The sequence below is a fragment of the Bacterioplanes sp. CLAM21 genome (assembly GCF_059641015.1).
Genome location: NZ_CM184929.1, coordinates 2,605,405 through 2,617,233 on the forward strand (window position 1 = coordinate 2,605,405; position 11,829 = coordinate 2,617,233).

The 11,829-nt window shown below is 53.5% G+C and carries 15 protein-coding genes; all 15 read right to left on the bottom strand.

The genetic code is table 11. The features are described from left to right. Positions 1 to 20: 20 nt before the first annotated feature. The gene (locus tag AC55FS_RS11905) at positions 21 to 371 is read right to left on the bottom strand and encodes a PilZ domain-containing protein (protein ID WP_094061046.1); all 351 of its coding nucleotides are present in this window, start codon (positions 369 to 371) and stop codon (positions 21 to 23) included. After that, positions 368 to 1,378: a DNA polymerase III subunit delta' gene (gene holB, locus AC55FS_RS11910; RefSeq protein ID WP_496932473.1), complete on the bottom strand. Its 1,011-nt coding sequence runs from the start codon at positions 1,376 to 1,378 to the stop codon at positions 368 to 370. Before holB ends, AC55FS_RS11905 begins: the two co-directional genes overlap by 4 nt. Next, on the bottom strand, positions 1,375 to 2,004 hold the full coding sequence (tmk, locus tag AC55FS_RS11915; protein ID WP_496932475.1) for a dTMP kinase: 630 nt from the start codon (positions 2,002 to 2,004) through the stop codon (positions 1,375 to 1,377). Before tmk ends, holB begins: the two co-directional genes overlap by 4 nt. Then, positions 1,994 to 3,019 carry an endolytic transglycosylase MltG gene (mltG, locus tag AC55FS_RS11920; RefSeq protein WP_496932476.1) on the bottom strand — a complete coding sequence of 342 codons (1,026 nt, stop codon included), beginning with the start codon at positions 3,017 to 3,019 and terminating at the stop codon, positions 1,994 to 1,996. The genes tmk and mltG overlap by 11 nt, the downstream gene beginning before the upstream one ends. Positions 3,020 to 3,116: 97 nt before the next feature. Further along, on the bottom strand, positions 3,117 to 3,926 hold the full coding sequence (gene pabC / locus AC55FS_RS11925; protein WP_496932477.1) for an aminodeoxychorismate lyase: 810 nt from the start codon (positions 3,924 to 3,926) through the stop codon (positions 3,117 to 3,119). Further along, on the bottom strand, positions 3,919 to 5,160 hold the full coding sequence (gene fabF / locus AC55FS_RS11930; protein ID WP_496932478.1) for a beta-ketoacyl-ACP synthase II: 1,242 nt from the start codon (positions 5,158 to 5,160) through the stop codon (positions 3,919 to 3,921). The genes pabC and fabF overlap by 8 nt, the downstream gene beginning before the upstream one ends. A gap of 109 nt (positions 5,161 to 5,269) precedes the next feature. Next, complete coding sequence (acpP, locus tag AC55FS_RS11935; protein WP_496932479.1) at positions 5,270 to 5,503, bottom strand: acyl carrier protein; 234 nt, start codon at positions 5,501 to 5,503, stop codon at positions 5,270 to 5,272. 46 nt (positions 5,504 to 5,549) lie between these two features. Then, complete coding sequence (gene fabG, locus AC55FS_RS11940; RefSeq protein ID WP_496932480.1) at positions 5,550 to 6,287, bottom strand: 3-oxoacyl-ACP reductase FabG; 738 nt, start codon at positions 6,285 to 6,287, stop codon at positions 5,550 to 5,552. Next, entirely contained in the window at positions 6,287 to 7,225 is a 939-nt protein-coding gene (fabD, locus tag AC55FS_RS11945; protein WP_496932481.1) for an ACP S-malonyltransferase, read from the bottom strand. The genes fabG and fabD overlap by 1 nt, the downstream gene beginning before the upstream one ends. 134 nt (positions 7,226 to 7,359) lie before the next feature. Further along, positions 7,360 to 8,361, bottom strand: coding sequence for a phosphate acyltransferase PlsX (plsX, locus tag AC55FS_RS11950; protein WP_496932482.1), 1,002 nt, complete (start codon positions 8,359 to 8,361; stop codon positions 7,360 to 7,362). 1 nt (position 8,362) lies between these two features. Next, positions 8,363 to 8,548, bottom strand: a complete 186-nt coding sequence (gene rpmF, locus AC55FS_RS11955; protein WP_094061055.1) for a 50S ribosomal protein L32 — start codon at positions 8,546 to 8,548, stop codon at positions 8,363 to 8,365. Between the two features lie 25 nt (positions 8,549 to 8,573). Then, complete coding sequence (locus tag AC55FS_RS11960) at positions 8,574 to 9,107, bottom strand: YceD family protein (RefSeq protein ID WP_496932483.1); 534 nt, start codon at positions 9,105 to 9,107, stop codon at positions 8,574 to 8,576. Positions 9,108 to 9,137: 30 nt separating this feature from the next. Beyond that, positions 9,138 to 10,115 (bottom strand): S49 family peptidase, encoded by a 978-nt coding sequence (locus AC55FS_RS11965; RefSeq protein ID WP_496932484.1) that lies wholly within the window; start codon positions 10,113 to 10,115, stop codon positions 9,138 to 9,140. After that, positions 10,108 to 10,761, bottom strand: a complete 654-nt coding sequence (locus AC55FS_RS11970) for an HAD family hydrolase (protein ID WP_496932485.1) — start codon at positions 10,759 to 10,761, stop codon at positions 10,108 to 10,110. Before AC55FS_RS11970 ends, AC55FS_RS11965 begins: the two co-directional genes overlap by 8 nt. Then, on the bottom strand, positions 10,758 to 11,750 hold the full coding sequence (locus AC55FS_RS11975) for an RluA family pseudouridine synthase (protein WP_496932486.1): 993 nt from the start codon (positions 11,748 to 11,750) through the stop codon (positions 10,758 to 10,760). Before AC55FS_RS11975 ends, AC55FS_RS11970 begins: the two co-directional genes overlap by 4 nt. Positions 11,751 to 11,829: the final 79 nt, after the last annotated feature.

The following is an 11,829-nucleotide window of genomic DNA, read 5'->3' on the forward strand; positions in this document are numbered from 1 at the left end:
CCGGCTTTGCCGGGTTTTAATCACATGGTATGGGTCATCCGATCGGATTTAAGCGCACCGGCCAAGTATGTTTCTATCTTGTCGCGGGCGATGGTGGTGTCGCCAGTAAACTGCACGCCAATGCCGGCCACCTTATTGCCCTGCGCACCTTTTGGAGTGATCCAGACCACTTTACCGGCCACCGGAATCTTCTCCGGCTCTTCCATCAGCTTGAGCAACATGAATACCTCATCACCCAGCTGATACTGCTTATTGGTGGGAATAAACAGACCGCCATCTTTGATAAATGGCATATACGCCGCGTACAGTACCGACTTGTCTTTGATCGTCAGCGATAAAATGCCGCTGCGGCCACCTGCTCCGGGTATCATGCAGTCTCCCTTTGTTGTCCTGTCATCACCAGCTCTCGCCAGTCGAGCAACAGCGTTTCCACTGTCAGTTGTTTATTATAGTGGGCTGCGCCGGAAGCGAGGCGCCCAACCATGCTTTGTAACTTGCTATGTAAGGCCAGTAAGCGCTGCCTGTCCAGCTTGCCCTGTTGCAGCTGCGGCAATTGCTGAATGAACTCAACAAACATTAGCTGCTCCGACACAGCCCCCAGCTGCGCCTTGAGGGTATCCACCGTTAGTTGCAGCCACCAGCGACACAGACAGTCAAAGTCCTGTTTTTTGTTCCATGACTCGGCCAGCTCAGTCAAACCCAGCTGCCCTTGACTCCACTGCAGCAACTGCTGCTGCCATTGCTGTAACTGCTGCTGCGTGCCGTCTTCGACCCAGCATTGCGCCGTCAGCGGTGCCCCTGGGTTAAAGCTCAGCGCCTGCAGGGCGGCATTCGAGTCTATGCCCTGCTGCTGCAGCCAATCTATGCCTTGCTGTTGAGTCGGCGCCGACATACTAATGCGCTGACAGCGACTGCGAATGGTCGGCAGTACCGAGCCGTAACGCTCGGCCGACAAAATCAGATAGCTCTCACCCGGTGGCTCTTCCAGGGTTTTTAGCAAGGCATTGGCGGCATTCATATTCATCACCTCAGCAGGCGCCAATGTAACTAATTGGCAGCTGGAAATCTGTGGTGTCTGCGACAAAAAATGATTTAACCGTCGAATCGACTCAATTCGAATCTGCTGACTGCCGTCTTCGGGTCCACAGTGTAAATAATCGGGATGATTGCCGGCACGCCATAACTGACAACTGTGACATTGACCACAGGCTGCATCCGGCTGCGCGGCGGAGCACAACAACCATTGCGCCAACCGTTGGGCAAACTGGTGTTTACCTATGCCGGCAACACCGGTCAGCATCATAGCATGGGGCAAGCCCGCTGCCTGATGACGCTGCATAACCGCCTGCCAGGGTTGCTGATGCCAAGGCAGGCTCACAGCATGGCCTCAACGACGGCGAGTATATCGGCCTGCACTCGGCTCAAGGGCTGACTGGCGTCGATCGGTTTTATGCGTGCTTCGCTGTGCGCCAACTCGGCAAAACCTGTTTCGACGCGCTGAAAAAAGCCATCTTTTTCAGCCTCAATACGATCTGTAGGCTCGCCGCGGCGACCACTGCGCGCCCGGCCTATGGCCAAAGGGGCTCGTAGCCAAAGGGTAAGATCGGGCTCTAAATCCCCCTGCACTAATTGCTTGAGCTGGCCAATCACGTGTAAGTCTAAGCCGCGACCATAACCTTGATAAGCCAAGGTGGAGTCGCTAAAACGATCACACAGTACCCACTGCCCCTGGGCCAATGCTGGACGAATCCGTTGTTGCAAGTGCTGAGCGCGGGCAGCAAACATCAGCAGCAGCTCTGTGAGATCGCCCATTTTTTCTTGATGGTGGGCTTTTAACAAACGCTCGCGAATCAGTTCGGCAATTTCTGTACCGCCAGGTTCTCGAGTGGTGACAACGTCAACGCCTTGCTGGCGTAACCAGTCGGCCAAATACTGAATATTGGTGGTTTTGCCCACCCCTTCGCCACCTTCAAAGGTGATAAAGCGCCCTGGTTTAGCGCTCATATGATGGAGTCTCCTGCGACGGCGGCGAGGAACGATAGTTGTCTCGCCGACTTAATATTTGATATTGGCGAACGGCACGATTGTGCTGCTCCAGCGTGTCTGAAAACACATGACTGCCATCGCCTTTGGCAACAAAATACAGCGACTGGCCTTCTTCGGGCTGCACGGCTGCCAGCAAAGCTGCACGTCCCGCCAAAGCAATGGGCGTGGGCGGCAAACCATGATGGCGGTAGCTGTTATAGCGGTTGCTGGAGTCTTGCAAATGGCGGCGTTTAAGGTTGCCGTTAAAGCTCTCACCAAGGCCATAGATCACCGTAGGATCCGTTTGCAAACGCATATTCTTTTGCAGCCGGCGCACAAACACACCGGCAATCTGGGCGCGCTCCCAGGCCGCACCGGTTTCTTTTTCCACCACAGAGGCAAGAATCAGTGCTTGGTAAGGGTTTTGCAGCGGTAAAGACGGCGCGCGTTGTTGCCAGGCCGCCTGCAACTCTTGCTGCAAGCGCTGATGGGCCTGCTGTAACAAGCGGCTCACCCGCTCACCACTGGGGTACACATAGGTATCCGGGTACAGCAGCCCTTCGGCACTGCCTTGAATGCCCAACACCTCAGCCACTCGCTCGGCGGTGAGCGGCAATACATCCTGGGTCAGTTTGGGGGCACTAGCCAGCTGCTGCAGCGCATCTTTTAGCCGTGTGCCTTCAATCAGGGTAACGCGGTAGCTTACCGGTGGCGCCGTCTCCAGCAAACGCAGCAGTTCGCTGCCGGTCACTCCGGCTGGAATCTCAAACTCGCCAACCCGCAACACTCGCTCTTTGCCTAATAAACGCGCCTGCAACCGCAATAAGGCAGCCGATGGCAACCAACCGTCGTTTTGCCACTGGCGGCTTTTTTTCGACAAGGTATCACCGCTGGCGATCTGCACCCGCACCCGCTCGGAATTACTGCTGGGCACATACCAGGCAGCCAAGAGCAGCCCAACCATCAGCAGCAATAATATCGATACAATACGCATTAGCGCGGATGTCGACCCCTTGGAAGGAGATGTTTTAACGGAGGGAGTAGCCACACACAACTCGATTATCGTTTAACAGCGCTCAGGATACCGGAATTCATCCGCCAATAAACAGCTGCTGCCAGTCATTTTGCCATTGCTGGATCTGCGCTAGCCGAGTGGTTGGCAAAGAATGTTCGTCTAAACGACTCACCCACTGCACTCCTCGCACGGCATTGCAGATCAACAGCGCCTCGGCTTGGCCCAAGTCTGCAGCAGCGATATCAGTCACCTGAGCTTTCGATTGTTCCAATAACCAACGCCGAGCAATACCTTCAACACCACAACGACTTAGATCAGGAGTCAGCCACTGGCCATCAAAACAGACAAAGACATTGCCCGCCGAGCTCTCCACCACATGGCCATCAGCGTCCAATAATAAGCAATCGTCCCATGACTTTTGCAACCGACCACGTGCCAATACCTGTTCTAACCGATTCAGATGTTTGATGCCTGCCAGCAGTGGTTGATACGCCAGTGTTACATCGCTGATGGTGATCACCAAGGGCGACAGGCTTCGCTCTGGCAAGGTGAATGATTGCAACATCAGCAAAGGCTGCATGGTCGAATCATAACCATAACCACGGCCGCCTTCACCGCGACTCAGCAATAGCTTAATGCCCTGGCAAGGCGCTGACTGCGCTAGGTAATGCGACAACGCCTGATCGACGTCCGACAAAGTCGAGATAGGAAAATCCAGCGCCACCAAACCACGCTGCAATCGCTGGCGATGCCAACGCCATAATGGCAACTGACCTTGCGAATCGCACCGCATGGTCTCAAATAAACCATCACCAAACTGCGCGGCACGATGGTTGACCGGCGCCGCCACTAGTGCGCCGGCGCGATACCAGAGCGGATCAGTCATCAAAGCGCTTAATCAGTAAGCTGCCATTGGTACCACCAAAGCCAAAGGAATTGGAAATCGCGGCCCGTATCGGCATTTTTCGCGCCGTATGCGGCACATAATCCAAATCACAGCCGTCATCTGGCTGATCCAGGTTGATGGTTGGCGGTGCAATGCCATCAACTATCGCCAAGGTGGTAATTAACGCTTCCAGCGCTCCTGCCGCACCGAGCAAATGGCCGGTCATGGATTTAGTGGACGAGACCGCCAATCGATTGGCATGCTCACCAAAGACCGCACGAATGGCCCGAGTTTCAGCAATATCACCCACTTGAGTCGAGGTGCCATGGGCATTGATATAATCGATATCTTCAGCGGCCATACCGGCATCTTGCAAAGCATTAATCATGGCATCGCGAGCACCTGCGCCATCTTCGGGGGGACTGGTAATATGATGGGCATCGTCACTCATACCCAGGCCTGCTACTTCGGCATAAATGCGCGCGCCGCGAGCTATTGCATGCTCCAGTGACTCCAATACCAACACCGCAGCACCGTCACCCAGCACAAAACCATCACGGTCTTTATCCCACGGACGACTGGCTTTTTCAGGCTCGTCATTACGTGTACTCATGGCACGTGCTGCGGCAAAGCCGGCAACGCCTAACGGCGACGAGCCGCGCTCGGCGCCACCAGCTAACATCACATCGGCATCACCGTAGGCGATGGTGCGCGCAGCATAACCAATATTATGAGTGCCCGTAGTACAGGCGGTAGTAATGGCAAAATTCGGGCCGCGATAACCATGGCGAATGGCGATATTGCCGGATGCCATATTGATCACCGAACCAGGAATCAAAAACGGTGACACGCGCCGCGCACCGCTTTTAATTAATTGATCGTAATTTTGCTCAATGGTGCTCAAGCCGCCAATCCCCGAACCAACGGCCACACCAACACGATCTTTATTTAATTGCTCAGAAAAGCCCGCATCGAGGACTGCTTGCTCCGCTGCCACCAAGGCATACTGTAAAAACAGATCCACTTTGCGTGCTTCTTTTGGTGTCATCACCGAACTGACGTCAAAGTCTTTAACCATACCGCCGATGCGAGTGGCATAACCGTCGGTATCGAAGTGATCGATCAGGCCAATACCACTGTTGCCTTCACAAACCGCTTTCCAGGTGTCCTGTGTCGTTAATCCCAATGGATTAACCGTTCCTAAGCCAGTAATAACGACGCGTCGTTTACTCATAGCACCTATTCACACTGTCTGTAATTTCGCCCGGCTGTCACTGCACTATTTTTTTGCTGGGCATAAAAAAAGCCGCGTCCGAAGAGGCGGCTTTCGAACATCGCAAATCTTACAGATTGGCGATGATGTAGTCGATGGATTCCTGAACTGTGGTCAGCTTCTCAGCGTCTTCGTCAGGAATTTCGGTTTCAAATTCTTCTTCCAGAGCCATCACCAGCTCAACGGTATCCAGTGAGTCAGCACCCAAATCATCAACAAATGAAGAGGCAGGTTTTACATCCTCTTCTTTAACACCCAGCTGCTCACAAACAATCTTTTTAACGCGTTCTTCAATGTTACTCATGGTTAGTTCCTACCGTTTCAGTTTTTCCTGAGGGTCAGCAATGACCTCACCCCATATTCATGCCGCCATTCACATGAATGGTCTGACCTGTCACATACTGTGCGCCATCACCGACCAGAAACGCGACCGTAGCGGCAATATCATCTACCTGGCCAAAACGCTTCATCGGAATCGACGCTAGGATGGCCTCTTTTTGCCCGTCAGGCAAGACATCCGTCATATCCGTTTGTATAAATCCGGGAGCCACGCAATTAACACGAATATTGCGACTGGCCACTTCTTGTGCCAACGAGCGGCTAAAGCCCTCTAGACCAGCCTTTGCCGCTGCGTAATTGGTTTGGCCGGCGTTACCTGTCGTCCCGATAATGGAACTGATGTTCACAATCGCGCCGTATTTTTGCTTAATCATGGCTTTGGCTAAAGCTTTGCAAACGCGAAACACACCGTTCAAATTGGTGTTAATCACGGTTTGCCAGTCGTCTTCAGACAGGCGCAAGAATAAGTTGTCACGGGTAACACCGGCGTTATTAACCACCACCGCCGGCGTACCAAAATCGGCCAGCAACTGCTTTAAGGCTGCATCCGTCTGCTCGGCGTCGGCAATATTCAACACCATGGCATCGTGATCATCAGCCTGGCTACGCAAGGTGTCACGAATAGCCGCGGCACCCGCCTCGCTGGTTGCTGTGCCAATCACTCGATAGCCTTGCTGCGCCAGTGTCATAGCAATGGCAGCGCCAATGCCACGCGAGGCACCGGTTACTAATGCGATCTGCTTATCCATTATTCACCTCCCTGAAGGGCTAACAGGGCGTCCTCGAACGCCGCTGGGTCCAATGTGTTTTTGCACGCCAATGTTTTATCGATGCGCTTGTTCAAACCGGCCAATACCTTGCCAGGACCAAACTCAATCGCCAACTCGGCCATTGGCCTGCAGGCTTGTACGGCACCCGTCCAATTCACTGGACTGTACAGCTGGGCCAATAGTTTTGCCGCAATATCGGCCGCCTCGGCTGGCTGATTATCAACATTGTGATACACAGGAAACAACGGCGCTTGCCAGCTAACGGCATTGAGTTCTGCTTCAAACTCCGCTGCAGCTGCCTTCATCAGACTGGAATGAAAAGGCCCACTCACCGCCAGAGGCAAGGCTCGCTTGGCACCCATGTCTTTCGCCAGAGGGATGGCAGCGTCTATCCCTGCGGCACTCCCGGCGATAACAATTTGGCCGGGGGCATTAAAGTTTGCAGCCTCAACCACACCAACGGCAGACACTTGCTGACACAGCTCGGCAATTTGCTCTTCTGACAGACCCAATACCGCCGCCATACCGCCTTCACCGGCGGGTACCGCAGCATCCATCAGCTCACCGCGACGTTTTACTAGGCGCACCGCGGTCGCAAAGTCCAGCGCCTCAGCGGCAACCAGGGCACTGTATTCACCCAACGAGTGACCCGCCGCCGCCACTGGCCGTTGCGATCTGCGCTGTTGCAGTAAGCGCCATGCGGCAACACTGGCCGTTAGCAAGGCTGGCTGAGTGTTGTAGGTGAGATTTAGGGTTTCAGCAGGCCCCTGCTGCGATAACGCCCAGAGGTCTTGACCTATTGCCTCAGACGCTTCAGCAAAGGTTTCTTTAATGATTCCGTTTTGCTCGGCCAATTCTGCCAGCATGCCTACTTGCTGGGCCCCCTGACCGGGAAAAAAGGCAATAAAATCAGTCATTTAACAACCTTATTTGTTGCTGCTTAGTGGCGCTGCGCACCAACCATTACGCTCAACGGCGTAACGGGGCACATACTATGGAGCGGAATTGTTACAGTAAATGGGAAGGCTTGCACAATATTATTGAGTTAAATTCACTGACCAGACGCCAACTCACGCGCAAAGGCCGCTTGGCCACCGCACTCCAGCTGCGCTGCCACAAACCCTAATGCGTGGTGCAATGAACGCCAATCTGAGTTGCCGTGGCTTTTAACCACCACCCCTTTTACCCCCAACAACAAGGCACCAGCATAGCGACTGGCGTTAAAACGCCGCAGCAAGCGGTCAATAATAGGCCGCAATAAGGGATAAAAGCTGCGACCAAAAAAGTGGCGTTGAAATTCACGCTGAATCTGATCAGACAACCAAGCAGACAAGCCCTCGCTGGTTTTCAGCGCCACATTACCGACAAAACCATCACAGACAACCACATCAAGCTCACCGGTATAAATATCACTGCCTTCACAAAATCCAACGTACTGCTGCGGCCAGCGCTGGCGAAAACGCTCGGCGGCCTCTTTAATGGTGCTCGTGCCCTTGCAGGATTCCTGACCAATATTCAACAGCGCCATGCGCTGAGTGCGATTACCCTGCACTAACTGCCAAACCATTCCTAACGTGGCAAACTGCTCTAGTTGAGCAGCGCTGGATTCTAAATTTGCCCCCAGGTCCAACATCAGCACCGGTTTGCGACGAGTTGGCAAACAGGCTGCCAATGCCGGGCGATCAAAGCCGTCGTACATGCCCAGCTGCTTTCGCGCCAAGGCCATCAAGGCACCGGTATTGCCAACCGACAACACAGCGTCAGCGTCACCATCGGCATGCAGCTGCAACGCCATCGACATAGAAAAAGATTGTTTTTGCCGCAACGCGGCGACAGGAGAGTCGGCCATGGAAATGGCTGATTGGGCAATCACGAAGCGCACCTGAGATAAGTAGTCAGATAGCTGCTCTTCGGCTTCGGCTTGAAATTCTTCCGTCATCACCAACACGAGGCGATCTGTTGACGGACGGTCTGCCAACCACTTACGACAGGCCTTAAACGCAACGCGGGGACCTAAGTCCCCGCCCATGACATCTACCGCAATGGTAAACATATTAGTCGTTGCCAGTCTCCACGACTTTTTTGCCACGGTAAAAACCGTCGAGCGTTACGTGGTGACGACGATGCGTCTCACCAGTCGTTGGATCGGTAGTCAGGGCAACGGCACCGCTGTCCAGAGCATCGTGAGAACGACGCATACCGCGCTTGGAACGAGTCACTTTGTTTTTTTGAACCGCCATGGTTGGCTCCTAGATATATCAGTCGCTAGTTCTTTTTTAGCTGAGCCAGAACGCTGAACGGATTTTCACGTTCGACTTCTGGTTCGGCATTCGTGTCTGGCTCGGGCTGCTTCAGCTGACATTCACCGTCTGGATGAAGCGGGAACGGTGGCAGACTTAACAGCACTTCATCTTCAAGAACTTCCCAAAGATCAAGGTATCCGTTTTCGTCTACTATTACCGGCTCCAGACGCCGCGGCAATTGTTTTGCACGCTCGTCATCAAATACCAGCCCCAGCTCAAATTCGCTTGTCACCGCCAATGACACTGTATCCAGACAACGCTGGCACAACATAGTCACTTGGGTGCTGCAATGGCCTTTCAGAACCCGATGATTCTCTACATCTCTGAAAAACTCGATTTGACAGTCAACAGCATCGTCACAGCTGACCACAGCCGCTGTTACACGATCCAGATTTTGACTGTCGATTTTTGCGCTAAATTGCTGATTTGTATCAACTAATTTAGTCGCATCAACCCGCTTCGGAAGTTGAGCATCTGCCATAGTGCGCGACATCATAGGTATGCAACCGGCCTCTGTCAAAAATATTTAACGCAACGTCAGCGACTGGCTAGTCAGCATGGTGGCAAAGCCACTACCAATGCTGGCGCCGAACTGACGAATGATTTCTTCCCATGGGTGTGGCTTATGGGTGAAGTTTACTAATTCCTCAGTACCCATCTTGTCACGCGCAATCTGACTGCTAGACGCCAAACCGTCCACCAAGCCCAGCTCCAGCGCCTGCTCGCCCGACCACACCAAACCACTAAACAGATCTGGGTGAGACTTCAAACGATCACCGCGACCTGCCTTCACCTGATTAATGAATTGCTGATGGGTAACATCCAATACGCCCTTCCAGAAACGCTTCTCTTCTGGATTTTCAGGCGAGAACGGATCCAAAAAGCCTTTGTGCTCACCCGCCGTGTACAAGCGACGCTCTACGCCCAGCTTTTCCATTACGTCGACAAAACCAAAACCTGAACCGACCACCCCAATGGAGCCCACCAAGCTGGCTTTATCGGCATAGATTTCATCGGCCGCTGCGGCAATGTAATAAGCGCCAGAAGCACCCAAGTCCATAATCACCGCATACACAGGAAAATCAGGACGTGTTTCTTTTAATCGCTTGATTTCATCATACACATAGCCGCTTTGCACAGGGCTACCGCCCGGGCTATTAATACGCAATATGACCCCCAGCGCCGATTCATCCTCAAAGGCATTGCGCAGTGCACCGATCAGCAAATCAGCACTGGCATCCTGATCGGCGGCAATTGGGCCATTCACTTCAATCACCGCCGCATAGCTAGTCGCATCAGACCCCTTGGCCACCTCATCCACCGGCATACGCACCAACCACAAAATGGCGATCAAATACAAAAATGTCAGACTCTTAAAAAAGATGCCCCAACGACGCGCACGACGCTGCTCGCCCTGCATATCCATCAGCACTTTTTCAATCAAGCGCCACTCTTTACTGTCATCTGCTGGGCGCGATGCACTGCTTCTATTCATCTCATCCATAGTTTTGTATCCAATGCTTTAACTCAGTTAGATTGTGACACACCGCGACCGGACTGTGTCGTCTCAATATTTCTTCATCATGGGCACCATGGGTCAAAGCCACGACATCCATACCGGCAGCGCGGGCCATTTCCAAATCGTAACTGGTGTCCCCGACCATCACAGCGCGATTGGCAGACACTGACAACTCGCGCAGCAATTCGTTCAACATCAAGGGATCTGGCTTAGAGGCCGTTTCATCGGCGCAGCGGGTAGCAGCAAACGACGATTGCAGCTCGGACTCAGCCAATATCCTATCTAGTCCGCGCCGGCTTTTACCCGTCGCCACCGCCAACTGGCGCCCTTGCTCTTTTAATTCAGCCAGCAAACTACGGGCATGGGGGTAAAAATCCATCGACACCTGGCTATCACTAACAAAATAACGCGCATACACTTCGGTCATATGCCGCTGCTGCTCTGCGTCAATGCCGGGCCACAGGGTTTGCAACGCCTCTGGCAAGCCTAATCCGATAATGTTTTGTACAGCAAAATCTGAGATGCGAGTTAACCCCACCTGCTTGGCGGCCTGCTGCATACTGTCGACAATACGCCCATTCGAATCCGACAGAGTGCCGTCCCAATCAAAGATGATCAGCTCATATTTCATAACATCGCTTCCAACGACTGGCGCCACTGCGCACCTGCGGTAAAACCATCCAGCCAGGCAGACAGCTGCTTATCTGGCCAAGCCTGTAAATCGAGCCAGTCGCCACTGATAGGATGACGAAACACCAGCCGCCAGGCATGCAAACACAAACGTGTGACTTGAGTTTTATCGTCCAGCTGCTGCTCGGTCAGATTGCGATACTTGATATCGCCAGCAATGGCGCTACCACTGGCCTGACAATGCACGCGAATCTGATGGGTACGGCCGGTGACTGGCTCAGCCTGCACCAGACTGTAATCGCGCCCAACAGCCAAGCATTTATAGCGAGTCAATGCGCTTTTGCCGTCGTCACTCACACGCACGATGCGCTCGCCCGATTGCCGCTCAGTACGCAACAGCGGCAAATCCACGGCACTAATGTGTTGCGACCAATGGCCGTGCACCAGCGCCAAGTAGTATTTGCCAATACCTTGTTTGTCGGCCAGCATACGCTGCAGCGTTGTCAGTGCTTTGCGCTTTTTCGCCACCAACACCAAACCTGACGTGTCGCGATCGAGGCGATGCACCAACTCCAAAAACGTATGCTGAGGGCGCATTTTGCGCAGCGCTTCGATCATCCCCAGACTCACACCGCTACCGCCATGCACCGCTAAGCCCGATGGTTTATTGACCACCAGCAAAGCCTCGTCTTCATATACGATGGCAGCATCCAGCTTGTCTTTAAGCACCGACGATACCGGCGGCGTCTCGCCTCGCTGCGCCAGCCTCAATGGTGGGATACGCAGCTGGTCGCCGTCAGCCAAGCGCGTATCCGCCTTCGCTCGTTTTTTGTTAACTCGTACTTCGCCCTTGCGAATAATTCTATAAATCAGTGTCTTAGGAACGCCTTTTAACGTAGACAATAAAAAGTTGTCGAGTCGCTGGCCGGCGTTGGCCTCACTGATGGTCAGCCATGATACTTGGCTGGTGTCTAACTCTGATGGCACCATGCATTGTCCGGTGAGTGCGTCGGTTACAGTATTTGCTGCCGCCTGGCAATGTTGCTATAGTCGCCGACAGCCTGACGCG

What these genes read in the sequence shown, in the direction of transcription:
- AC55FS_RS11905 (WP_094061046.1), bottom strand. Translation starts at nt 371, where the DNA reads ATGATACCCGGAGCAGGTGGCCGCAGCGGCATTTTATCGCTGACGATC.
- tmk (WP_496932475.1), bottom strand. Translation starts at nt 2,004, where the DNA reads ATGAGCGCTAAACCAGGGCGCTTTATCACCTTTGAAGGTGGCGAAGGG.
- mltG (WP_496932476.1), bottom strand. Translation starts at nt 3,019, where the DNA reads ATGCGTATTGTATCGATATTATTGCTGCTGATGGTTGGGCTGCTCTTG.
- pabC (WP_496932477.1), bottom strand. Translation starts at nt 3,926, where the DNA reads ATGACTGATCCGCTCTGGTATCGCGCCGGCGCACTAGTGGCGGCGCCG.
- fabF (WP_496932478.1), bottom strand. Translation starts at nt 5,160, where the DNA reads ATGAGTAAACGACGCGTCGTTATTACTGGCTTAGGAACGGTTAATCCA.
- acpP (WP_496932479.1), bottom strand. Translation starts at nt 5,503, where the DNA reads ATGAGTAACATTGAAGAACGCGTTAAAAAGATTGTTTGTGAGCAGCTG.
- fabG (WP_496932480.1), bottom strand. Translation starts at nt 6,287, where the DNA reads ATGGATAAGCAGATCGCATTAGTAACCGGTGCCTCGCGTGGCATTGGC.
- fabD (WP_496932481.1), bottom strand. Translation starts at nt 7,225, where the DNA reads ATGACTGATTTTATTGCCTTTTTTCCCGGTCAGGGGGCCCAGCAAGTA.
- plsX (WP_496932482.1), bottom strand. Translation starts at nt 8,361, where the DNA reads ATGTTTACCATTGCGGTAGATGTCATGGGCGGGGACTTAGGTCCCCGC.
- rpmF (WP_094061055.1), bottom strand. Translation starts at nt 8,548, where the DNA reads ATGGCGGTTCAAAAAAACAAAGTGACTCGTTCCAAGCGCGGTATGCGT.
- AC55FS_RS11960 (WP_496932483.1), bottom strand. Translation starts at nt 9,107, where the DNA reads ATGATGTCGCGCACTATGGCAGATGCTCAACTTCCGAAGCGGGTTGAT.
- AC55FS_RS11965 (WP_496932484.1), bottom strand. Translation starts at nt 10,115, where the DNA reads ATGGATGAGATGAATAGAAGCAGTGCATCGCGCCCAGCAGATGACAGT.
- AC55FS_RS11970 (WP_496932485.1), bottom strand. Translation starts at nt 10,761, where the DNA reads ATGAAATATGAGCTGATCATCTTTGATTGGGACGGCACTCTGTCGGAT.
- AC55FS_RS11975 (WP_496932486.1), bottom strand. Translation starts at nt 11,750, where the DNA reads ATGGTGCCATCAGAGTTAGACACCAGCCAAGTATCATGGCTGACCATC.